Raw genomic sequence first — 22567 nt, 5'->3', positions numbered from 1 at the left:
GGTAGCGACTGCTCGGGAGTCGAGCAGGACCGTCGCCCCGCAACTGGCAGGCCGGCGAATTATTGCCCCCGGGCAGGTACGGTCGGTATGGCCTACCAGACGACGATCGGCTGGTCGCTGTTCACCTCCGGTATCGTCACGCTCGTCCTGAAAGTGCTCCCCGGCGATTCGCTCTGGTGGGGGCTCCTGCTCCTCGCGCTCGGCGCGGTGTTCCTATACGTTCGCTGAGGGTTTGGCGCGCGATCCGCGTCCGCGATGAGCGAAATCGGTGTAGGTTTACGAATCGAAACAGTAGCGAGTCGCCAGTGAGTACGCACGATGACGAGACCCCGTTCGACGCCTACCGCGAGGCCGTCGATCGACCGCTCACGCGACTCTTCCGCGAGTACGGGCCCGGTCGCCTCGGCTGGTTCGCGTCGGGGATGGTCGCCAACTTCGTCGCACGGATGGCGAGTCTCGTGCCGCCGCTGTTGCTCGGGGTTGCCATCGACGCCATCTTCGTCGGCGAGGGGGCGTTCGAACTGCCACTCGTGCCCGGCGGGTGGCTCCCAACGGCCCGGATGGCCCAGTTCTGGTTCACCATCGTCGCGATCGCGGGGTCGTTCCTCGTCGTCGCGCTCTGTACCTGGATCTACGGGGTCACCGCGAACCTGTTCGCCCACGGCGTGATGCACGCGGTGCGGGTCGACTGCTTCGAGAAGATGCAGCGCCTGGACATGACCTTCTTCGACGACAAGGAGACCGGGGAGGTCATGGCCGTTCTCAACAACGACACCCAGAATCTGGAGCGATTCCTCGACGACGCGCTCATGAACTCCGCGCGCTTGCTGGTGATGGTCGGGGGCATCGCCGGGGTACTGATGTATCTCAACTGGCACCTCGCCGTCGTCGCCCTCGTCGCCGTGCCGGCGATGGCCGCGTTTACGGTCTGGTTCATGCGCGCCGTCGAACCCCGGTACGTCCGCCAGCGCGCCGCAGTGGGGGCGCTCAACACCCGCCTCGAGAACAGCATCTCGGGCGTCTCGCTGACGAAGACGACCAACAGCGAGGCCCACGAGATCGGTCGCGTACGCCAGGCCTCGCGGCGGCTCTACGAGGACACGATGGCCATTCTCCGGCTCTCGTACGTCTATCGGCCCGGTATGGAACTGCTCGCGGGGCTCGCCTTCGCCGCGACCTTCCTCGTCGGCGGCCTCTGGCTCGCGACGGGGACCGCGCCGGGACCGCTCACCGGCGAGCTGTCGGTCGGCGACTTCGTCGTCTTTCTCTTCCTGACCCAGCGGATCGTCGACCCGCTCGCCGAAGTCTCGACCATCGTCGACCAGTACGAGAACGCCAACGCCTCGAGCGAGCGCGTTTTCGGGTTGATGGACGTCCCGGCCCACGTCGATGATCCCGACGACCCGGTCGACGTCACGCCCGTCGAGGGGCGGGTCACGTACGACGACGTCTCCTTCAGCTACGCGGAGAGCGAGGGCCGCGTGGACGACGGGGCGGACGCGGCGTTCGACGAATCCGTCGTCGACGACGTCTCCTTCGAGGCCGCACCTGGCGAGACGATAGCGTTCGTCGGACCGACCGGGGCGGGGAAGTCCACGCTGTGCAAACTCCTGCTCAGACTGTACGACGTCCGGGACGGTTCGATCCGGATCGACGGCCACGACGTTCGCGACGTGGCGCTGTCGGATCTCCGGTCGGCCGTCGGCTACGTCAGCCAGGACACGTTCCTCTTCGACGGGACGATCGCCGACAACGTCCGGTACGGGCACTTCGACGCGTCCGACGAGGCGGTGCGCGAGGCCGCGACGGCCGCCCAGGCCCACGAGTTCGTCGCCGATCTCCCGGACGGCTACGACACGCGCGTCGGCGAACGCGGCGTCAAGCTTTCCGGCGGGCAGCGCCAGCGAATCGCCCTCTCCCGGGCCGTTCTCGCCGATCCCGAGGTGTTGATCCTCGACGAGGCGACGAGTGCGGTCGACACGAAGACCGAACTCCGGATCCAGCAGTCGATCGATCGCCTGACCGACGATCGCACGACGCTGGCGATCGCCCACCGGCTCTCGACGGTCAAAGACGCCGACGCGATCCTCGTGCTGGAAGACGGAGCGGTCGTCGAACGCGGGGATCACGAGACGCTGCTGGCCGCCGACGGCCGCTACGCACAGCTGTGGCGTGCACAGGCGGGCGATCGGGAGACGGCGGCCGAGACGCTCGTAGACGGCTCCGGCTGAGGGGTGCGAAGGCCGGGGACTCGCGTGCAGGAGCCCCGCCGATCAGGTCTCTTCGACGTCGAGTTCGAACTGTTCGTTTTCACTGACCGCGTTGAGGACGACGCTGGTGTTCGAGGCCTTGATATCCGGGTCGGTCAGCAACTGTTTGATCTGATCGTTCATTCCGTCGGTGTCCCTGAACTTACCGATCGCGATCACGTCGTAGTCGCCGGTCACCTCGTAGACGCTGGTCATCTGTCGGTGCTCGCGGAGCGTATCCGTGATGTCCGGCAGAGCGTTCCCTTCGACCTGGAGCTGGATGACGGCGGTCACGTCGTAACCGACGGCGTCGTAGTCCACACGCGGCGTGTACCCTTCGATTACGCCCTGTTCCTCGAGATCCGAGAGGTGGTTCGAGACCGTCGTCACGGACACGTCGAGCTCCTCGGCGAGGCTGCGGAGGCTCGCTCGGCCGTCGCCAAGGAGTGCATTCACTAGCTTTGCGTCGAGATTTTCGTACGTCATCACGTTTACCCTCTCACTCTAGCCTTTAGAAGTTTACGAATATCCAATTCCATCCGGGAGACCGAAGAATTGCTCGGAGCAGCAGGGTTTTAGTAGCAGAGATACTTGGATACGCCGACGAGAAAGATGACAAGCGGAAACATCACTGGGGCCGAGCGGGCCGTACTGGACGAAATCGAGGAAAAAGATATCAGTTTCCTCCGACTGCAGTTTACCGACATTCTGGGGACGGTCAAGAACGTCTCGGTGCCGGCCCGCCAGGCCGAGAAGGCATTTACCGAGGGCATCTACTTCGACGGCTCTTCGATCGAAGGCTTCGTGCGCATTCAGGAATCGGACATGCGCCTCGTGCCGGACCCGGACACCTTCGCGATTCTCCCCTGGCGGCAGAAAGAAGACGGGGCTTCGGCCCGGATGATCTGTGACGTCTACGACACCTCGACGGGCGACCCCTTCGAGGGCGATCCGCGCTACGTGCTCAAACAGGCGCTCGATCGCGCCCACGAGATGGGCTACACGGTCAACGCCGCGCCCGAACCGGAGTTCTTCCTGTTCGAGGAGGACGAGGAGGGTCGTGCGACCACCGAGACCAACGACGCCGGCGGATACTTCGATCTCGCCCCGAAAGACCTCGCCTCAGACGTTCGCCGCGATATCATCTACGGGCTCGAGGATATGGGATTCGAAGTCGAGGCCAGCCACCACGAGGTCGCCCAGGGGCAACACGAGATCAACTTCACCTACGACGACGCGCTCGCGACGGCGGACAACGTCGGTACCTTCCGCACCGTCGTCCGTGCCATCGCCGCCCAGCACGACTACCACGCGACGTTCATGCCCAAGCCGATTCCGAAGATCAACGGCTCGGGGATGCACACCCACCTCTCGCTGTTCACGGAGGACGGTGAGAACGCGTTCCACGACGATGACGACGAGTTCAACCTGAGCGAGACCGCTCACTCGTTCCTCGCGGGCATCCTCGAACACGCACCGGCGATCACCGCGGTCGCGAACCCGACGGTCAACAGCTACAAGCGCCTGGTGCCGGGCTACGAGGCACCCGTCTACGTCGCCTGGTCCGACCGGAACCGATCGGCGCTGATCCGGAAGCCGGCCGCCCGCGTCCCGGCGGCCTCCCGGATCGAACTCCGCTCGCCCGATCCGTCCTGTAACCCCTACCTCGCCATCGCCGTCATGATCCACGCCGGACTGGACGGCATCGAGAAGGACCTCGAGGCCCCCGATCCGGTCCGCGAGAACATCTACGAGTTCGACGAACAGAAACGCGAGGAGTACGGCATCGAGACGCTGCCGTCGAACCTGGGCGCGGCCGTCGACGCCCTCGAGGAAGACGAGGCCATCTACGAGGCGCTCGGCGACCACGTCGCACCCAAGTTCGTCGAGGCCAAGCGCCAGGAGTTCGAGGAGTACCTCGTCGACGTCTCTCAGTGGGAACTCGATCGCTACCTCGAGACGTTCTAACCGGCGCATCACCCCGAATCCGGTTCGGTTGCGGTTCGCGTTTTGTTCCCGTTCTCGTATCCCGCGACATCGGCTCCACGGGAGCCGTCGGCGTCGATTCGAACCGCATCGTACCGGCGGTTCGAGGACCGGGGTCTGTCGTTACCGATCGAGGGGGCGCCGTTCGACGGCCGTCAGGACCGCCAGTCGCCGATCCGATCGCGCAGGCGGCCGGGTGCGCCGAGCAGCGAGAGGCCGAACCCGAACAGCACCATCAGCACGTAGACGCCGAGCGTGGACGTCCAGACGACGAACATCGCGAGGATCGCCCAGCCGCCCGAGAGGAAGTAAAACGCGGCGATGGCCATCGCCGTCCCGTACAGGAGCACGATGTAGGGCCCCCAGCCGTGGGCGTGCCCGCGGCGGACCCGGCGGCGGACGTAGCGTTTGAGTTCGCTCTCGATCGACTCCTTCTTGACCGTCCGATCCTCGACGTCCGTCTCGAAGTCGTCGATCCGATCGCGCAGCCGTTCGATCTCCTCCCGGAGCGCTTCGGGGTCGGCCGATCGGTCGCGCGTGCGAGCGGTCGTCCGCGATCGCTGGCCCGTGGGCTCGTCGCCGGGTTCGCGATCGATACTGGCCCCCTCGTCGTGATCGGGTTCACCGCCCGCCCCGGCGCTCTCGTCGTGGCCGCCGCCCTCGCCCTCGTCGGCACCCGTGGCGTCGTCGGTCATCGCTTCTGTGGAAAACTGTCGGGCGCGGGGACTTTGTAGCTGCCGATCCACTTCACGGGTGGCGAGGACCGCGTTGAGGAGGGCTCCGAACACGAGGACGATCGCCCCGGCGTACAGCCAGACGAGGACGAGAAAGACGGCTCCGAGTGCGCCGTAGACGGCGTAGTCGCCGGCGAGACCCGCGTACAGCGAGAACGTCCGGCTCAGGACGTACCAGCCGATCGCGGCGAAAACGGTCCCGGGAAGGGCCTCGCGAAATCCGACGTCGACGTCCGGAAACACCACGTACAGCGGCAGGAAGGTCGCGACCAGGCCCAGCAGGACGAACAGTTGACCGACGACGAAGACGCCGGCGAACGGAAACACGCGGATCCCGATCTCGAGCGCGCCGACGAACGCGAGTCCGAGCGCGATCACGGCGAAAACGATCGTGGCGTCCCAGATCGTGTCCAGCAGCGACTTCGTGCCCCCGGTACCGTACACCAGCGAGAAGGCCCGATCGAGTCCCCACAGGACCCGGCTCGATCCCCAGAGCAGGCCGAGGATCCCCACGATGGTCGCCCCCGTACGGCCGGTTTCGTCGACGATCGTCTCCGCGAGCAGTTCCTGTGCCGACGGCGTGAGCACGTCACTGGCGGCGGTCGAGAGTCGGATTGCGAGTGCTTCCCCGCCGATCGAAGCCGCGAGCGCGACCGTCAGCAGCGCGAGCGGGACGAGCGAAATGAACCCGTAGAACGCGACCCCGGCCGCGAGCAGCGTCAGTTGCTCGCGTTTCGCGAGGCCGGCGAGTCGACGCGTGAACGCGAGTCCCTGTCTGTAGTCGATCACACGTCTCTCTATGCGGGATGGGGCCAAATATGCGATCGTGTAGCAGAGGCTTGCAGGGGAGCAGTGACGGGTACCGACTCTCCCGGAGAGACGATAGTTGTTCGTCGAACGCGTCCCCGATCCAGATCGCCCACACCGGCCGATCCGAGCGCCGTAGTCTCCGGTTTCCGGACGACTCGGCGCTTCGCTCGTGCCACGAGTCGGATACGGCACGCCCAAATCGAGCAGTGCAACGCCGTCGCAAAAATCGGGTTCAGCTGGGTCGACCAGCCTGCGGGTCGCCGGTCTCCGACTCTGAGCGGGCCATTCCCTTGTAGGTGTTGACACCGAGCAACGAGTTCATGGGACACTTCTGCGTGATCGCGGTGGTCGTCAGCACCGCACCGACGACGAGCGCGAGCACGGCGAGGGCCGCGCCGACGGCCCCGGCAGCGATCGAGAGCAGCCCAGCAACTGCGGCGATACCGACGATCAGCAGTACCGGCCCAACGATGAACCGAATTCCGCGGTCGTATCCGCCGACGTTCTTTTCCATGGCGTATTTCACCGTCCACTCGTACGCTACGCAACAGCATAACGTATGCATATCGTTCCCAAATAATCGACCATTTCCGGCGATCGTGCTGCCCGCGTCCCGGCGGTTTCGTCTCTCGGGTGTTTCTCTCCCCGTCTACCGGGCGTTCTGCTCCCACGTACCCGCATTACTCGGAGGCAACCGGTACTTACGGCCGCGGGCCACGGACTTTACGATCGCGAGTCACGGCTTCTCGGGCGGCCGATCGACACGGCGTCGCCGCCCGATCAGTCGAGATTGTCCTCGGTCGCCGCACGGATCTCGCCGACGCTCGCGTCCGTCTTGAACGTCGTTCCGCCGTAGTGGGCCCGCGAGGCCGCGTGGCCCGCGTCGCGAAGGTCGGCGAGAAAATCGTCCATCGCGTTGGCGGGCAGCCCCCAGTTCCGACAGAGTTTGTGCTGATCGTAGTGGGTCGGCGTGTCGAGTTCGGCGGCGAGCGTCTCGCAGAGTTCTCGCGCCTTCTCCGCGGTGCCGAACGCGTCCGGCACCGCCGCACGAACGGCCTCGACGAAGTCGTGATCGTGCACCGGGCCGAGCCAGACCGGCCCCGCCGCGAGCATCCGATCGTCCCCGCAGTGGGGACAGGTCTCGATCGGGTCGGCGATCAGCCCGGGGTCGTGCTCGCGGTAGAGACAGTCCTCGCAGTGGTAGACGTGCCCCAACTCGTCGATCGCGGCGTCGGCCGACGTCGCCCGGTGATCGAGTTCGAGGTAGGTCCGGACGTAGTGGCTGGTCGCGTGGGTCAGGATCGGTTCGACGCCGACGTCGAACCGGGCGGCGCTACGGGCGAGCGCGGAGAGGAGGATCCGGACGCCCATCTCGGGGTGGTAGTCCGTGTTCCGCGGCACGGCGGAGTACGAGCGGACGCCGCTGTCGAAGTGGGCCCCGCACAGCGGCGCGGTGTCGGTCGCGGTGACGCAGACGAGGTCGCGGCAGTTCGCGAAGGCGGCGTCGGCGAACGGCATCGGCGTCCCGTAGGGGTCGAGGTCGATCACGTCAAACACCTCGTCGTGCATCAGACCGTTGACGTTGCGGTGTTCGACCGTCGCCTCCAGGTCGTTGCGCCCGAGGTTCTCTCGGGCGAGGTCGACCGCCTCCTCGTCGACGTCACAGCAGGTGACGTCCCAGCCGTCGACGGCGGCACGCACGCCCCGGATGCCGCTGGCGGTCATCGCGTCGAGGTACGATTCCGCTCGCGGTTCCCGATCGCGGAAGGCCCGCAGCGTCGCGATCGTCAGGTCCCGGTTCAACTCCTGTCGCGGGTTGTAGAACACCGCCTCCTCGACGCCCTCGGTCTGCTCGCCGGGTACCTCGAGTTCGACGCCGCCCTCGGTGACGCGCATACCCGTTCTCGTCGGCGGAGATCGAAAAACGGCGTGGTCTCGGCCGACGGGACTCCGACGTTCTTCAGCATCGGCAGATCGGCTGGCTCGCCGACCGATCGTCCACGCTCGTGTGGTGAGTGGTACCACCGAACGATAGTTAAAGAAATCTGAAAGCTTATACGGGCGTACCGGCACGCTCCGATATGGTCCAAAAATCGCTCTCCCGCCGCCGATTTGGTTCCACGATAGCCTCCCTGACGACGGTCGCACTCGCAGGCTGTTCCGACGAAACTGCGGACGACGAGAACGACAGCGACGAGAACGACGAGTTCGAACTAGACAATCCGGGCGAACTCACGATCAACCTGGAGAACGAGGACGGAGACCCTATCTCGACGGGCGTCGAAGTGACGATCGCTCACGACGAGGAAGATACCACCCTCCACTACGGTCAGGAGATCCAGAACGGCCAGATCGTGGTCTCGACGCTCGTCCACACCGGCGACCACACGATCACCGTCGAGAGTCTCGACGACGAGTTCGAGACCGTCGAAGAGTCGGTCACGGTCGAGGAGGAGACGGACGAAGAAGTCACGATCGTCCTCGAAGGTGCATCGGGAGATTCCGACGACGCAAACTAGAACGGCATGGACGAAGGCGACACCGAAGACGAAGACAACTGAACGGGTCACATAGCCGTCGCACGGACAGGAAGACCCCGCTGGCAGTAATCGTATCGAGGCAGGTCCCGTCCCCGTGGCCCGCAATTCGGGTCCTGATTCGATTCTGTCGCGGATTGTAGCGCCTCCTCGACGCCCTCAGAGTGCTCCCGGGACCCTCGAGTTCGGCGCTGTTCCCGGTGACGCGCATACTCCCGCTGAACGGTGGCGGTCGAAAACCGTCGTGACCTCGTCCGGACCGCGCCGACGAATTCCTTCGGACCGCCTCTCCCGCGGCGTCACTCGCCCCGGTCGGCGGCCGGCAGGGTAAACGAGAACGTCGAGCCCTCGCCGGGTTCGGAGTCCACCCAGATCTCGCCGCCGTGGCGTTCGACGATCCGTTTACACAGTGCGAGCCCGATCCCCGTTCCCTCGTACTCCTCGCGGCCGTGAAGTCGTCGGAACACCTCGAAGACCCGATCGGAATCGGCCGGATCGATACCGATTCCCTCGTCCGCGACCGACACCGTACAGTTCGATCCGTTTCGCTCGGCAGTGACGTGCACCCGTGGCGGTTCGTCGCCGCTGTACTCGATCGCGTTCGAGAGCAGGTTCTGGAACAGTTGGCGTAACTGGTTGCGGTCGCCCTCGACGCGGGGCAACGCTTCGGTATCCACGGTGGCGTCGCTTTCGGCGAGTTGCACTTCGAGATCCTTCCGCACGTTCGCGAACACGTCATCGAGTTCGACCGGTTCGAACGGCTCGCCCTGCGTTTCGACGCGGAGTACTCGAGCAGGCCGTCGATCATCGCGCGCATCCGATCCCCCCCGTCGACGGCGTACTCGATGAACTCCTCGTCGTCGTCGTCGAGTTCGTCGGCGTACCGGTTCTCGATGAGCGTGAGGTAACTCGTGATCATCCGCAGGGGCTCCTGCAGGTCGTGGGAGGCCGCGTAGGCGAACTGCTCGAGACGCTCGTTCGATTCCTCGAATTCCCGATTGGCCACCTCGAGTCGAGCTACCGTCTCGTCGAACCGGTCCTTGATCCGCTGTAGTTCCCGATTGCGACACCTGATTTCGGCGGCTCGTGTTTTGGCCAGTGCGTCGTTGACGCCGACGCCGAAGCCGGCGACGCTCCCGAACACGGTGAGCACGGGCACCGCCCGGAACGGATCGGTCACGCTCGCGGCGGGCTCGAACTGGTAGAGGGCGAGGATTCCGAGCAGCAGCCCGACCCCACCAAGACACCAGTTCGCGACCGTGGGGTAGAACTCGGGCCGGACGTCGGTTCGCGGCAACCGATAGCCGCCGTACAGGAGGATCAGACCGGGGATGCCGATAAAACAGGCGACGAGCGCCACGTTCGAAACCGGTTTGCCAGCGGTCAGTTGTCCGATCGCCCACCCGACTGCGAGGACGACGTACAGCAGGCCAAGGGCGACGACAGCACCCCGTCCTCCGGCAACAGCCGTACTTCGGCGCCAGCGAACCTTCAGTACTCCTCGACGCTGAACCCATTTTTGGGTCACGCTAGGCGTCAGGGAGGCCGAATTTCGTTCTTTCCCGGTGCATCCGGTCAAGCAGGTGATGCGACGTGTCGGACGGGGATCAGCAGCGATACCCGTTCCCGCCCGACTCGCCGGAAATCACGCTTCGAGGCGTCGTTCGGCCCGCCCTGACGGCGACACAACCAAACCAATTTTACAGTTCGGTGCACAGTTCCGCACGTGTCGGAGGCCACACCCGTCGATCGCTGGCAGGCCGCCCTCGAGGAGGCGGGCGAGTTGACGCCGGCGATCGTCGAGCGGATCACACAGTTGCACGGCGATCGCGGAGCCCGTGCCATCGAAGCCGTCAGCGAGAACCGGGTGAAGGCCTACCGCGATTTCACGATCGTCGTCGGCTACGAGGACGAGTACATCGTCGAGGACGGCGGCTGTACCTGCAAGGACAGCGAGTACAACCTCGACGCCGACGATCCGACCGACCTCTGCTGGCACGCGATCGCCGTCGCGATCGCTCGCCGGGTCGGCTACGTCGACTACCACGACATGTGGTACTCGGACGTGCGCGAACTGCTCTGAGAGGAGGCAATTACGGCCGAGGAGAAACATTCACGGCCGTTGTTCGATCCACGGAACGGGCACCGGAGTTCCGCTGAATCAGGTCAAAAATGCCACGATAGATGCGTATTCGGTTGATTTCCACTCCGGAGTGCCGCTGTATCGGGGGGTACACACCCCGTGGTGCCGCTGTAAGGATGTGATGGAATGTGTCGACTCGAAACGGTGGTCGATCGGGGAGTATCTGGGTCCGTCGTATCGGTACGGAGGCCGGGATCGCGACGTAACCGGTGCCAGCAGTAGTGGGCACAGACACCACTACCAACCCGGAACCAGAAGACTCCCACTCGAGAACGGACGAGCGGTCTCCTACCCGAAAACGGGCGGTGCCGTTCGCCTCAAGCGACGAAGCCGAGTCCGATCGCGGTCGACACTCTCCTACTATGCGTGCACCCTAATTCGAGAAGTACAGAGCGTGCATTCACCATCGAAATAGGTGGAATCAACACCGTGGGAAGAGTTCTACGACACCCTCACTCGCTGGCGCAAATTTCGACGAAGTTCCGCAGAATCTGCAGGCCCGTCTCGCCGCTCTTTTCGGGGTGGAACTGCGTCCCGAAGACGGTGCCGTCCTCGCTGGCGACGATCGAAGGGAACTCGATCTCGTAGTCGGTGGTCGCGACGGTCGCGATTTCGTCGTCCGGCACCGCGTAGTAGGAGTGGACGAAGTAGGCGTACTCTCCATCCACACCCTCGACCAGCGGGTGATCGCGATCGACGGAGAGCTCGTTCCAGCCCATGTGGGGGACCTTCTGGCCCTCCGCGAACCGGACGTTGGTGCCGGGGATCAGGTCGAGGCCCTGCACCGCGGACTCGCCCTCGTTTTCGCCTTCCTCGCTCGTCGTGAGTAGCATCTGCATTCCGAGACAGATGCCGAAGAGTGGGGTTCCGGTCTCCGCGACTTCGAGGAGATCCTCGCGGAGGGGATCGGCGTTCTCGACGCCCTCGCGGAACGCACCGACGCCGGGGAGGACGACGCCGTCGGCCGCGTGGAAGGCCTCGGGATCGTCGGTGATCTCCACGTCGGCACCCGCACGCTCCAGTCCGCGGGTGACGCTACGCAGATTGCCGAGTCCGTAGTCGACGACGACCACGGAGGCGAGCGACTGCTCCTGTGCGGACGAGACGCTGCTCATACGCCCACTCGGCGCGGCGCGTTGAAGTGTATTACCTTTCGAGCAATCACCTGGTGCGCACGGGCCGAACGCGACGGCGACTGGCAGTTCGCTTGGCCCCGGCCCGATCGGACGGATTCGAAATGGGGTCACAAACCGATCGGTGACGATCGACTCGACGCGAGAATCCGATCGGTGACGGTCAACACGAAGTGACAAGTCGGTCAGGCGCGGATGAGATCGAGAACGCGCTCGTAGTACTCGCCGAACGCCTCGTCGGCGCGCGATCGGGGGCGCGGAAGATCGATCTCGACGATTTCGCGAACTCGACCCGGGTCTTTCGCCATCACGACGATCCGGTCCGCGAGTTTCACGGCTTCCTCGACGTCGTGCGTGACGAACAGGATGGTCTTGCCCGTCTGATCCCAGATCTCGAGGAGTTCGGTCTGGAGCCGTTCCTTCGTCTGCGCGTCGACGGCACCGAACGGTTCGTCCATCAGGAGGAGCGCGGGATCGACGGCCAGCGCCCGTGCGAGTGCGACGCGCTGTTTCATCCCGCCGGAGAGTGCCTTCGGATAACTGTCCTCGAACCCGTCCAGTCCGACGAGGTCGACGAGGTGCTGGACGCGCCGTTCCCGGTCGTCCGTCGAGACGTCCGTCCGCTCCAGCCCGAAGGCGATATTCCCACGGACGGTCCGCCACGGGAACAGGTGGTACTCCTGGAACACGATTCCCATGTCGGGGTTCGGTTCCCTGACCGGCGTCCCGTCGAGGGAGACGGACCCCGACGTCGGCGATTCGAGGCCGGCGACGACGCGAAACAGCGTCGTCTTTCCGGATCCGGAGGGGCCGACGAGACAGACGAATTCGCCGGGTTCGACCTCGAACGAGACGTCTTCGAGTGCCTGCACCGGGCCCTGTTCGGTGGCGTACTGCTTCCCGACGCCGTCGACCCGGACGCGGGAAGCGTCGGTATCGTCTACCGCCACGCCAGAACCCTCCGCTGGGCCGCGCGGAACGCGGTATCGACGACGAGGAACACGAGACTCAACGCGAGGATGTACGTGATCACCGCGTCGACCTGCAGGTTGTTCGACGCCCGCAGAATTTCACGGCCGATTCCGGGAACGCCGAAGAGTTCGGCGGCGACGACGAGCATCCACGATCGACCGATCCCGGTCCGGATGCCGGTCATGAGTTCCGGCGACGCGGCCGGCACGACCACCGATCGGACGAGTTCGAGGTTGCCCTTGACGCCGAGACTGCGAGCGACGTCCAGCAGGTCCTCCGACACCCCCTCGACGGCGCCGTAGGCGGCGTAGAAGTTGATCCAGAACGCGCCGACGGCGATGATGAACGCCGCGCCGGCGTGGTTGATGCCGAACCACGCGATCGCGAAGCCGACCAGCGCGAGCGGCGGCACCGGTCGGAGCACGCGAACGACCGGCGACGAGACGTCGTCGAGGACCGAACTCCACGCCAGTGCGATGCCGACGCCGATTCCGAGGCCCGTCCCGACGACGGCACCCGGGAGCCAGTGACGGACGCTCTGTCCCAGCGCCGCGGTCAGGTCCCCGCTCGCGGCCTCGGCGGCGAACGTCTCGGCGACGGCGATCGGCGACGGAAGAACGTACGACGGCTGGACGAGCGAGCCGAGCCACCAGAGCGCGACGAACGCGGCGATTCCCCCGGCACCGAACAGGAGCCGTCGGAGGTCGACGTCAACGAACGGGAGCCTGCTCGTCGCGTTCGGCCGGTCGATCTCCTGTGTTACGTCGGTTGCCATCGGTCGGTTCCCTCCGTCGTCACGATGTGACTCCATCGTAGAGGTCGTAGTCGAAGACGTCCTCGGTCGACAGTTCGTCGTCGATCTGGCCGTTCTCGTGTGCGAACGACGCGAAGATCTCCGTCCCGTTCTCGATCTCGCGCGGATCGGTGACGAAATTCGCGAGCGGTCCGTCGAGCGCCCGTCGGGCCTGCTCGGCCGGCATACCGATCCCGTCCTCGACGATGTCGGCCGTCTCCGCCGGGTTCTCGTGGATGAAATCCGTCGCACGGACGTGCTGTTCGAGGAACTGCGACGCAACGTCCGAGTCGCGGACCTCGTCGTGCATCAGCGTGACGGCGGCGGGTTGTCCGGGCATGATTTCGGCCGACGTCCGGAAAAGCTGGACCGGAAGGCCCTCCGACTCGGCGCGAGTGGGCACCGGTTCCATGATCGACGTGCCGTCGATTTCGTCGTTCGCGATCGCCTGGAACACCGCGTTCGCACCGCCGATCTCGATGATATCGACGGCCTCGTCGGGATCGACGCCGACCTCCTCGCGGAGCCAGTACCGGAGCAAGACGTCGGGGACCGACCCCTGCGGGAACGTTCCGAATCGGAACGTCTCCCCGCGGTCGTCTTTCCAGACCTCGAAGGCGTCGGCGCCGTGGTCGTCCCACAGCGTCTGGAACTCCTCGTGGGCCATGATCGCCATCGGTTCTTTGATATTCGTCGCGGTCACCGTCGCCGGAATCCCACGGTCGATGACGATCATCGCGGGCACGATGCCGAACATCGCGATGTCGATTTCGCCGCCACCGTACGCCTGGACGATGGCCGGGCCGTCGGTGAACTCCCGGCTGTCGATCTCGGCGTCGATCTCCGAGAGGAATCCCTCGGACTCCATCACGAAGTACTGCAGATCGGGAAAGATCGGCATGTGCGCGATCGTGAGTTCGTTCGATCGGCTCCCGAAGCAGCCGGCGACGGCCGCCGTTCCGACAGCGCTCGTTCCCGCGAGATACTCCCGTCGTGAGAGAGAAATCGAGTCGTCAATCACTACCCTCACTCGGGCCGACGGCTACTTTCCCGGTTTGGTCACGGTAAGTACGACCAGCAGTCACGACGCCGTCGAGACGGTCTCGCCCCCGAAGACGCGGTACCGCTCCGTCCTGCTTGCTCGACGGACGTTCCAGTCGCGTCATACATATCGGCAATAGTTTCCGGGTCGAACCGGGGAATCGGGCCGAGATCCGGGCATCTTGCGTCCCTGTCGCGCTCAAAACCCGTCGAGTCGGGTCTGTCCGCTCCCGTTGTCGCTGCCGTCGACGCCAGCGAGGTCCGCCGCCCGCTGGAGGGTCGTCTCGAAGGTCTCCTCCTGGCTCCGATCGTAAAGCGTCGCCGCCGGGTGGACGCAGATCAACACTCGCCGCGGCGTCCCCTCGATCCGCACGTCGGCGACGTCGCCGGCTTCCTTCGTCACGGCGACCGATCGATCGAGCAGGTGTTCGCTGGGCACCTTCCCCAGCGTGACGATCGCGTCCGGGTCGAGCAGGTCGATCTCCCGCTCCAGGTACTCCCGGCAGTTCTCGAGTTCCTCGGTCGTCGGGTCGCGGTTCTCGGGCGGCCGACAGCGCACGCAGTTCGTGATGCGGACGGTCTCCCGATCGAGCCCGACGGTTCGGAGCGCGTCGTCCAGAACGGTGCCGCTGCGACCGACGAACGGTTCGCCCTGCTCGTCCTCGTTCGCACCCGGCCCCTCGCCGACGAACAGCACGTCGGCGTCCTCTGGGCCGGTGCCGTTGACGATCCGACTCCGACAGTCGACGAGGTCCGGACACCGGGTGCAGGCGGTGACCCGGAGATCTTCCATCTCTCCCATGGCCGGCAGGACACGCGGCCGCCTCCTACCTCTTTCGAGTCGTGGCAGTCGCGATGCAATCTACTTCGGACGCGATCGCTCGAGAATCTGTCAGGCCCGGACGACGTCGATCGAGTTGTGCTGAATACAGGGCGCGAATGTGGCACGAGTAGGGGCCGATCACGTGGGCTGGTAGTTGTTCACCACAGCGTGTGTAATTCACAGAGATAAGTGCAATTGAGCCACTCAGCTATCGTGTTTCAGCCGAATTATTGTCGGTTGACGGTCCATTCACAGCTACCTCGATACCAGTAAATAGCCCGTGAGCGGCTATGTACAGACCAAAGACGGTCAACATGCCAGAGAACAGGAAGCCGAAGAAGTCGTGCAAGGCAGTTGCCACGAAGTGCATTACGTAAGCAAATACAACGCCCGTCGCCACTTGCAGAGAGGGTATTCCGTAACTCATACTCTCAATCGACCAGGACCTGGGAAAAAGTATTCCTTTTGAAAGAATGTGTGTACTTTTGAATTGTGAATTTCGTCTATAGCCACGGACGTCGCAATGCTCAATTCGCGGGTTCTCTACCGGGAATCCAGAATCAAGGGGCGAAATAACCGAGGTTGCCGTGCTGCATATAACCTCGTAGCCAGCACGCCTTTTCTGACAACATCTCGGTGAGTTGGTCAACCCCTGCTGAATAGAGGGCGCGAATCTTATAATCCAGATCGTGCTGAAATCGTCAGTAATGATACCCGTTTCGTTTTCAGTCTCCCTTCAGTTCATCCATACACTCGGCGCAAACTCTCATATCATCCTCCCCGGCAAGGTCTTCTTCGCCGCGATCGACTGAGTCGATTAGTTCTTTCGTGATAACATCTGGCGTGATGCTTTGAAGATCATCCACATCACGGCCGCATCGAGTACATTTAACCATGGAATGAAGTAACAAGGTCACAGCTTGTTATTGTAGGCCACGAATCCTACCGTTAACGCTGTACCCTATCGTTACCGATCTGCTGAATTCATCCTCTGGGCCGTGTTTAGACGCGAAAATTCGAGGGTAACGAGGTCCACAGACCGAAAGTAGATATATAGGTGTTGGAAATGGAATCGCCATCGTGGAACTGGACTCTACAATTTCGGTTCTGCAGCCGTTTTATCGAGATTGGAGCAACACCATCACCTCGGTCGAGGGGCAAAACTCTCGACGAGGTCTCGTCTGGAAGATCAGAATTGAGCCACAGCACCGCTCTCACTAGCGTCTAAACAAGGCCCATCCGCTGTATTCAGCAGGCCATTTGTGCCAGCCACCGAGGAGTTCAAGGGGCCGACTGATCCAAAACGGTCTGCCGCCGGTGCCACGTGAAGAGATTATCCCGCTTGACCACCGAGGATCTATATGCAGTGGTGCGACCAGCCAACGAGATCGGCCGGGAACGAGAGTGTGAGGGCCAGGAACCGAAGCCCGAAGGGACAAGTGACGTGACCGACGACCCTCTCCCGGCCGAACATCTCTCGCCGCTCGCCACGCTCGTTGACGAGGTACTCGCAGGTGTCGGCTACGAGGTGGCGGCCGCCACCGACGCCATCGACGATGCTGTCCCCGGCTACGGCGGTCTGTTCGACCCCGCAACCACCCCGCCCGAGTTGCGTCGCGCGCTCGAAAGCCTCCTCGCGTCGGGACTCACCCGACCATCCGTCCCCGAACCGACGAGCGACACGTTCGTCCTCTACGTCGATGGCAGTTCACGCGGCAACCCCGGCCCCGCGGGTGCGGGCGCTGTCATCACGGACGCTGCGGAGGACCAACTCGTCCGTCTCGGCCGACCCGTCGGCTCCCGAACGGGGAACAACACCGCCGAATACGTCGCCCTCCAACTCGGACTCTCCGAACTGTTGGCTCGCTACGAGCCACGCAGGCTGGACGTGCGCATCGATTCAATGACGGTCATCCGAGACGTCTGGGGTGGCAATGACCCGACGGAACCGGGCGTCGAGACATACAGCGAGGCCGTCACGACAGCACTGTCGCGCATTCCGGAACACCAGTACACGCATCTGGCCGACAGCGACCCGAACCCCGCCGACGCACTGGCGACAGTGGGAGCCGATATCGCGGCCTTTGGACCTGGATAGTAGCGTTACGCCGCGCAACATCCGAAATCCCCGGCTCCGTTGAAATCCGCAGAAGCTACTAGAAACCACATGCTGACTACCCCGCCGTATTCAGCACGCTGTTTTTGATGAGAACGAGAGAGGTCCTCGTCCGCCAGTGATACCGGTAGCCGTCCGTTCGTCGAAACGGATCGACGATCTCACTCCCGATCACCGAGATACGCGTTCGCCGCCCGCGCCGCCAGCCGGGCAACCCGGAGCGGTTCCGGGCGACCCCCGTCGGGTGTAAAGGCGCGAACGATCTCGCGGGCCTCGTCGGCGTCGCAGCCGAGGTGTCTGACGTAGACGGTCTCGTCGTTGACCGACACGTCGCGACGATCGGGGAGCGATCGGTACGTCTCCAGTCGTTGCTGGAGTTCGGGTCCGGAAAACGCATCTCTGAGGCCAGCCTCGAGGCCGTCGCTCGCCTCGAAGGTCACGGCGAGAACCGGCCGCTCGGCGGCCTCGTGGATCCGCGAAAGATCGAGCAGGTTGTACCACGCGGGGGCGACTGCGCCGAGCAGGACGTACCGGACGTCCGGCCGCGCGACGTCGTCGACGAGCGATTCGACCGCAGCCGTCGCGTCGGTTCCACCGACGGTACACGCCGCGTACCCCAGCCCATCGACGACGCGATCGCGACGGACGACGGCACCCGCGAGCGTGCTTCGATCGACACTCGCGTCGTCACCGCGAAACGATTCCGCGACGCCCAGCGCCCGCACCCCGGATTTCATCCGGACTCAACCGTCGTCTTTGATCTCCTTGAGCCGATCGAGGAGTTCGTCGCTGGACGCGCCGTTCTCGAATTCGATCGTGCCTTCGTGACTGTTCTCCGAGGATTGTACCGCGTCGTCGTCGTCAAAATCAGCGTCGACCTCCTGTTGCTCGGATTCGTCGTAGCTCCCGAATCCCATACGTGTATCCCTTGGGGCTTGCGATAGAAAAATTTCGTGGTTACGAGTTACCGACAGTATTGTCGATATTCGATACGTTCTCCATCGAAACGGGGGACGTAGCTGCCGGTGTAGAATGACAGCAATACGGTACGGCGTCTCGATTCGGCTCGATCGCCGCCGTCGATCGGACGGTACCGTTTTGCCGTCGGCTCACGACGGGCAGGGTATGGAGATCTATCACGTCACCGACGACGCGGAGACGTTCACCTGTAACGCGTTCCTGGCAGTCGGCGATCGAACGACGCTCGTCGACGCCGGCGCGTGGGACGGGATCGTCGACGAGATCCGCAGCCACACCGACGACGTGGACGACGTGGTGCTGACCCACCAGCACGGCGACCACGTCGCGCAGCTCGAAGCCGCAGTCGAGGCGTTCGATCCCGACGTCTACGCCTACGCCGACCACCCGACGCGCACCCACGCGATCGACGACGGGGACACGGTCGCGATCGGCGACGAGGAGTTCGACGTGGTCTACACGCCGGGCCACGCGGACGACCACGTCTCCTTCGTCTCCGAGACGACGCTATTCTCCGGTGACGTGGTCGTCCACGACGACGGGGCCTTCGACTACGGCAGCTTCGGCCGCACGGACATGGCCGGCCAGTCCCGCGAGCGACTCATCGAGAGCGTCGAGGACCTGCTCGATCGCATGCCGGAGGGCGTCGAACACATGTACGCGGGCCACGGCGGCGTCTTCCACGGCGACGTGCGCGACGTGGTGGAGACGGCGCTGGAGCGGGCCGAGAAGCGCGAGCCGAAGTACCCGGACGAGTAGCGCGCCGGAGTACCGCGCCGTTCCCGAGGCGGAATCGAGGTGGGCGGTCAGTCGGCCGTCGCCGGCAGGTCGTCGGCGTGGTAGTCGCGCGCGTACTCCACGAAGTTCTCGAGGAGTTGTAACCCCGTCTCCCCGCTCTTCTCGGGGTGGAACTGCGTTCCCATCACGTTCCCCGCCTCGTTCGCGGCGACGGCCGCGAACTCGAACCCGTAGTCACAGGCGGCGATCGTGTGATCGTCCGCCGCGGTGCAGTAGGAGTGGACGAAGTAGGCGAAGTCGTCGTCCGCGATGGACGCGACCAGCGGGTGCTCGCGTTCGATCGCGAGTTCGTTCCAGCCCATGTGGGGGACCTTCACCTCACTCCGGGGAAGCCGGACGACGCGACCGGGAATCAGGCCGAGTCCCTCGATCGTCTCGCCCTCGGGCGCGCCTTCCTCGCTCTCGGCGAACAACAGCTGCAGTCCGACGCAGATGCCGAGGATCGGCGTGTCCTCGGCGGCCTCGACCAGCACGTCGTGGAACGGCCGCGAGTTCCGCATACACTCCTCGAATGCGCCGACGCCGGGGAGGACGAGCGCCTCGGCGGCGACGATATCGTCGGGATCGTCGGAGACCGTGACCGTGGCGCCGGCCCGTTCGAGCCCGCGCCTGAGGCTGCGGAGGTTACCCACGCCGTAGTCGATAATCGTAACGTTCACACCGGATCTACGGGCGACCGCGGGCAAAATCGTTGCCGTTCGTGCAACGAGCGACGGGACCGATCGGGCCGGGGTCGAAGCCGGGGCTGGGATCGAAAATCGATCGAGCGGGGACCGCGATCGAACGACGGCCCGATCGGCAGGCCGGCGAGGCGGTCCTGCGAGGCAGTCGGGCGAGAATTAGGCTGCGCGGGGTTCCTTCGCCTTGGGGCGAAGGTTCCCGTAGCCGCACTTCCGGCAGTTATCGGCTCGCTTCGGGTTGCGGGCGTTACAGCGCATACAGATCATCTTCTCGAGGGAGCGCTTCTCGGCAGCGTCGAACTTGGGCATACCCCTCGGTTGGCCCGTGGTGCATATAACCGCTGTGGTCCGGGATAACCCCCGAAAGTGGTCACTCGTCGGCGAGATAGTCGTCCTGGACGGCGACGACCTCGCTCGAGTCGGCACACTCGCTGTAGCGTCGGAGCGGTTCCTCGTTGAGCGTCAGAAAGGTCTCGCCCCAGCGGAACGGTTCGAGAAGTTCCTCGGCGCGCTCGCGCTCGCCGAAGATGCAGCAGGCGGCGGCGAGCGCCTCGACGGTGGTGAGCCGGAACGGACGGCCGTAGTTGACCGGGTTCGCGGCGACGAGGAAGGGCAGTGCCCGGTGAACGCCGCGCATTCGGAAGGCGGCTTCTCCCGCGGACTCCCACGAGCAATCCAGTGCGACCAGCGTACCGAACCCCTCTTCGGCGTCGGCCGGCGAGAGCGCCTGCTCGGCGTGGGGGTTGAGGACGACGCCGTAGGGCACCCGGTCCATCTTGCGGTGGAGGATCGCCTCGTCGAACTTCTCGAGGCGCCGCGCGGTGCATTTGTCGGGGTCGTCGTCACCCTCGTAGTAGACGTGACACTCCACACCTGACCTACGATCGGGGACGAAAAAAGACAGTCGATCCGATTACTCCTCGTGGATCGTTTCACCACGGTTGAGCCGCTGAGCGATCGCAAACGTCTGGTCCGCTTCGCGTCGGGTCGGGAAGTGGGCGGCCATGTAACGGGCGGTCGCGATCAACGGCACTCGTCGGCGGCGCTCGAGGTCGATCGAGGCATCCTCCCGGCGGGATGCCAGCGTGTCTGCCAGTTCGAACTGCCGGAACGCCGCCTCGACGTTCTGGAGCGTGTGGAAGCCGGCGTCCTCGCGCAGCAGGCCGCGACCGAGCGTCCGCTTGAGGGCTGCCGGGTCGCCGCCGCAGTCGAAGAACTCCGCCACGAACCGGCCGGCCTCGTTCACCGCACCCTCCCTGTCGAACGTCTCGAGGAGGTGGTCGAGCACGTCGTCGGGATCGCGATCGGTTCCGTGCTCGCCGGGTTCCGGAACGGGCGCTGGCGGCGTGTTGAGGAACCGATCGAGGTAGACGCTGAGCGCGGCGTCGAAGACGCCGCGATAGCACGCGACGGCGTCCGTCCGTCGGGCAAACCCGTGGACCGCGTTCGCGTAGGTGAACGTGTGATGGACGGTGTTCCAGTCCGAGAACTCGTTGGCCGTCCCGAACTGGGCGACGCGGGTCGCGGCGGCGTGGGCGACCTCGGCGGCGAGGGCCTCGGTCGTCGCCCCCGATCGGATCGCGTCCGCGAGCGCGTCGACGATCGCCCCGGGGTCGTCCCCGAGCAGGGTCTCCTGGAGGTCGACGGGGGGCGTCCAGGCATCCCGATCGCCCTCGGCACCACCCTCGGCTGCGAGTTCCGCGAGTCCGCTCGTCTCCGTCACGTCGCCGCCGTAGACGTCTTCGAGTAGCGCGACGAGGTCGATCGGCTGTCGCCACGAGGACTGCTCGTCGCTGCGGGTCGCCGTGACCAGCGGCTCGACCAGTGCCGCCAGCGTCTCGTCCGCATGCGTCCAGCCCACGTGGTCGAGGCTCTCGACGGCCTTGTTCGCGAAGTCGAGCACGTGCCCGTTCGAGAGGTACGGGTGGTCGGTCGCCGCGGTGACCAGCAGTTCGGCGACCTCGGACTCCGAATAGCCCGACGTGACGGCGGTGCGAAGACACCGTTCGGCCCCGTCGGCGTCACGAACATCGACGCAGTCCCGGAACCACGACCGCAGGCGATCGAACTCGACCTCGCTCGTCGAGAACGACGGCTGGTCGAAGTTCGGTGGCTCGTTCGCGCAGTCGTCGGCGACGTGGCGAACCCCGGTGTACAGCGCCCGCATTCGATCGTCGGAATCGAGATCGTCCATCACGTTCGCCGTGCACCCGAGGATCGTCAGTCCGGGCCCCCAGCCGGAGTCCCGGTACCGGGTACCGAATTCGAGCGTCGTGGCCATCGGCTCCCGGTAGTCGACGCCGGCGTCGAGGAGGCCGATCGACGACTTCGCGGCGACGAGACGGAGGTTTTCCTCGAGACCGGTCTCGAGACGATCGGCCCAGTGCTCGTCGGGCGGGCGTTCGCGGTCCGGATTCGGGTCCACGTAGACGGTGCCATCCCGGATCTCCGTCGGGTAGGTCCGGACGTCGTCGGCCCACGGATCGAACGTGTCGCCACAGGAGAGTTCGAATCGCGCGTGGTGCCAGTGACAGGTGAGGATCCCGTCGTCGACGGTCCCCTCGGAGAGCGGGAACCCCATGTGCGGACAGCGGTTGTCGACGACCCGGACCTCGCCCTCGTGGTAGAACGCGGCCAGCGGCGTCCCGTCGATCGTGACCTGTGTTCGGCCCGCCGCCTCGAGTTCGGAGAGTGGTGCGAGTTCGTGAAGCGCATCCGTCGTAGCCATATGCGTGACGTTGCCACACTACCGTGTAAAGATTCGCTGAAGACGC

At 64.8% G+C, this 22567-nt stretch carries 24 protein-coding genes and 2 pseudogenes; 7 read left to right on the top strand and 19 right to left on the bottom strand.

Going from position 1 to position 22567, the window contains the following annotated elements; genetic code table 11:
• Positions 1-87 precede the first annotated feature (87 nt).
• The gene (locus MUG98_RS16435) at positions 88-228 is read left to right on the top strand and encodes a hypothetical protein (protein WP_265108513.1); all 141 of its coding nucleotides are present in this window, start codon (positions 88-90) and stop codon (positions 226-228) included.
• A 77-nt stretch (positions 229-305) separates the two neighbouring features.
• Positions 306-2231: an ABC transporter ATP-binding protein gene (locus tag MUG98_RS16430; RefSeq protein ID WP_265108512.1), complete on the top strand. Its 1926-nt coding sequence runs from the start codon at positions 306-308 to the stop codon at positions 2229-2231.
• Between the two features lie 42 nt (positions 2232-2273).
• Here the strand turns inward: MUG98_RS16430 and lrp are convergent, their stop codons facing one another.
• Positions 2274-2735 carry an HTH-type transcriptional regulator Lrp gene (gene lrp, locus MUG98_RS16425; RefSeq protein ID WP_265108511.1) on the bottom strand — a complete coding sequence of 154 codons (462 nt, stop codon included), beginning with the start codon at positions 2733-2735 and terminating at the stop codon, positions 2274-2276.
• Positions 2736-2861: 126 nt separating this feature from the next.
• Between lrp and glnA the strand changes: the two genes are divergently transcribed.
• Positions 2862-4217: a type I glutamate--ammonia ligase gene (gene glnA / locus MUG98_RS16420; protein WP_265108510.1), complete on the top strand. Its 1356-nt coding sequence runs from the start codon at positions 2862-2864 to the stop codon at positions 4215-4217.
• A gap of 173 nt (positions 4218-4390) precedes the next feature.
• On the opposite strand, the gene MUG98_RS16415 is transcribed toward glnA, so the two are convergent.
• The 3 genes from MUG98_RS16415 to MUG98_RS16405 form a co-directional block, all read right to left on the bottom strand.
• A complete protein-coding gene (locus MUG98_RS16415) occupies positions 4391-5758 on the bottom strand; it encodes a YihY/virulence factor BrkB family protein (protein WP_265108509.1) in 1368 nt (455 codons plus the stop codon).
• Between the two features lie 253 nt (positions 5759-6011).
• On the bottom strand, positions 6012-6293 hold the full coding sequence (locus tag MUG98_RS16410; protein WP_265108508.1) for a YgaP family membrane protein: 282 nt from the start codon (positions 6291-6293) through the stop codon (positions 6012-6014).
• 266 nt (positions 6294-6559) lie between these two features.
• Positions 6560-7675, bottom strand: coding sequence for a tRNA (guanine(26)-N(2))-dimethyltransferase (locus MUG98_RS16405; RefSeq protein WP_265108507.1), 1116 nt, complete (start codon positions 7673-7675; stop codon positions 6560-6562).
• 185 nt (positions 7676-7860) lie between these two features.
• Here MUG98_RS16405 and MUG98_RS16400 point away from each other — a divergent pair, with 185 nt between their 5' ends.
• On the top strand, positions 7861-8298 hold the full coding sequence (locus tag MUG98_RS16400; protein WP_265108506.1) for an S-layer protein: 438 nt from the start codon (positions 7861-7863) through the stop codon (positions 8296-8298).
• A 317-nt stretch (positions 8299-8615) separates the two neighbouring features.
• Here MUG98_RS16400 and MUG98_RS25270 read toward each other — a convergent pair whose 3' ends face one another.
• The 3 genes and pseudogenes from MUG98_RS25270 to MUG98_RS25260 all read right to left on the bottom strand — a co-directional run.
• Positions 8616-9038: a sensor histidine kinase gene (locus tag MUG98_RS25270; RefSeq protein ID WP_320443084.1), complete on the bottom strand. Its 423-nt coding sequence runs from the start codon at positions 9036-9038 to the stop codon at positions 8616-8618.
• Between the two features lie 119 nt (positions 9039-9157).
• Positions 9158-9235, bottom strand: a pseudogene (locus MUG98_RS25265) (hypothetical protein); the annotation flags it as partial.
• Positions 9236-9457: 222 nt separating this feature from the next.
• Positions 9458-9844 (bottom strand): annotated as a pseudogene (locus MUG98_RS25260) (hypothetical protein); the annotation flags it as partial.
• 198 nt (positions 9845-10042) lie between these two features.
• Between MUG98_RS25260 and MUG98_RS16390 the strand changes: the two are divergent.
• A complete protein-coding gene (locus tag MUG98_RS16390) occupies positions 10043-10399 on the top strand; it encodes a hypothetical protein (RefSeq protein WP_265108505.1) in 357 nt (118 codons plus the stop codon).
• A 512-nt stretch (positions 10400-10911) separates the two neighbouring features.
• On the opposite strand, the gene hisH (MUG98_RS16385) is transcribed toward MUG98_RS16390, so the two are convergent.
• The 6 genes from hisH (MUG98_RS16385) to MUG98_RS16360 form a co-directional block, all read right to left on the bottom strand.
• Entirely contained in the window at positions 10912-11574 is a 663-nt protein-coding gene (hisH, locus tag MUG98_RS16385) for an imidazole glycerol phosphate synthase subunit HisH (protein WP_265108504.1), read from the bottom strand.
• 203 nt (positions 11575-11777) lie between these two features.
• Entirely contained in the window at positions 11778-12542 is a 765-nt protein-coding gene (locus tag MUG98_RS16380) for an ABC transporter ATP-binding protein (RefSeq protein ID WP_265108503.1), read from the bottom strand.
• Positions 12533-13339 carry an ABC transporter permease gene (locus MUG98_RS16375; protein ID WP_265108502.1) on the bottom strand — a complete coding sequence of 269 codons (807 nt, stop codon included), beginning with the start codon at positions 13337-13339 and terminating at the stop codon, positions 12533-12535. Before MUG98_RS16375 ends, MUG98_RS16380 begins: the two co-directional genes overlap by 10 nt.
• 19 nt (positions 13340-13358) lie before the next feature.
• Positions 13359-14378 (bottom strand): ABC transporter substrate-binding protein, encoded by a 1020-nt coding sequence (locus tag MUG98_RS16370; protein WP_265108501.1) that lies wholly within the window; start codon positions 14376-14378, stop codon positions 13359-13361.
• Between the two features lie 219 nt (positions 14379-14597).
• Positions 14598-15200, bottom strand: coding sequence for a uracil-DNA glycosylase (locus MUG98_RS16365; protein WP_265108500.1), 603 nt, complete (start codon positions 15198-15200; stop codon positions 14598-14600).
• 229 nt (positions 15201-15429) lie between these two features.
• Positions 15430-15648 carry a hypothetical protein gene (locus tag MUG98_RS16360; protein ID WP_265108499.1) on the bottom strand — a complete coding sequence of 73 codons (219 nt, stop codon included), beginning with the start codon at positions 15646-15648 and terminating at the stop codon, positions 15430-15432.
• 1017 nt (positions 15649-16665) lie between these two features.
• On the opposite strand from MUG98_RS16360, the gene MUG98_RS16355 reads away from it, so the two are divergent.
• Positions 16666-17319 carry a ribonuclease HI family protein gene (locus MUG98_RS16355; RefSeq protein ID WP_265112478.1) on the top strand — a complete coding sequence of 218 codons (654 nt, stop codon included), beginning with the start codon at positions 16666-16668 and terminating at the stop codon, positions 17317-17319.
• A gap of 179 nt (positions 17320-17498) precedes the next feature.
• Here the strand turns inward: MUG98_RS16355 and MUG98_RS16350 are convergent, their stop codons facing one another.
• Both MUG98_RS16350 and MUG98_RS16345 read right to left on the bottom strand, forming a co-directional pair.
• The gene (locus MUG98_RS16350) at positions 17499-18074 is read right to left on the bottom strand and encodes an endonuclease dU (protein WP_265108498.1); all 576 of its coding nucleotides are present in this window, start codon (positions 18072-18074) and stop codon (positions 17499-17501) included.
• A 6-nt stretch (positions 18075-18080) separates the two neighbouring features.
• A complete protein-coding gene (locus MUG98_RS16345; RefSeq protein WP_265108497.1) occupies positions 18081-18254 on the bottom strand; it encodes a DUF5786 family protein in 174 nt (57 codons plus the stop codon).
• A gap of 208 nt (positions 18255-18462) precedes the next feature.
• On the opposite strand from MUG98_RS16345, the gene MUG98_RS16340 reads away from it, so the two are divergent.
• Complete coding sequence (locus MUG98_RS16340; protein ID WP_265108496.1) at positions 18463-19074, top strand: MBL fold metallo-hydrolase; 612 nt, start codon at positions 18463-18465, stop codon at positions 19072-19074.
• A gap of 47 nt (positions 19075-19121) precedes the next feature.
• On the opposite strand, the gene hisH (MUG98_RS16335) is transcribed toward MUG98_RS16340, so the two are convergent.
• From hisH (MUG98_RS16335) to MUG98_RS16320, 4 genes are all read right to left on the bottom strand, one after another.
• A complete protein-coding gene (gene hisH / locus MUG98_RS16335; RefSeq protein WP_265108495.1) occupies positions 19122-19772 on the bottom strand; it encodes an imidazole glycerol phosphate synthase subunit HisH in 651 nt (216 codons plus the stop codon).
• Positions 19773-19952: 180 nt separating this feature from the next.
• A complete protein-coding gene (locus MUG98_RS16330; RefSeq protein ID WP_250140510.1) occupies positions 19953-20102 on the bottom strand; it encodes a 50S ribosomal protein L40e in 150 nt (49 codons plus the stop codon).
• Between the two features lie 61 nt (positions 20103-20163).
• Positions 20164-20664, bottom strand: coding sequence for a DUF367 family protein (locus tag MUG98_RS16325; RefSeq protein ID WP_265108494.1), 501 nt, complete (start codon positions 20662-20664; stop codon positions 20164-20166).
• Between the two features lie 42 nt (positions 20665-20706).
• Entirely contained in the window at positions 20707-22521 is a 1815-nt protein-coding gene (locus MUG98_RS16320; protein ID WP_265108493.1) for a Rieske (2Fe-2S) protein, read from the bottom strand.
• Positions 22522-22567 lie beyond the last annotated feature (46 nt).

Origin of the sequence: Halosolutus halophilus, assembly GCF_022869805.1 — an archaeon.
Lineage (GTDB): Archaea > Halobacteriota > Halobacteria > Halobacteriales > Natrialbaceae > Halosolutus > Halosolutus halophilus.
The sequence above is the reverse complement of the archived record's forward strand: the minus strand, read 5'-3'. Positions and strand labels throughout refer to the sequence as shown.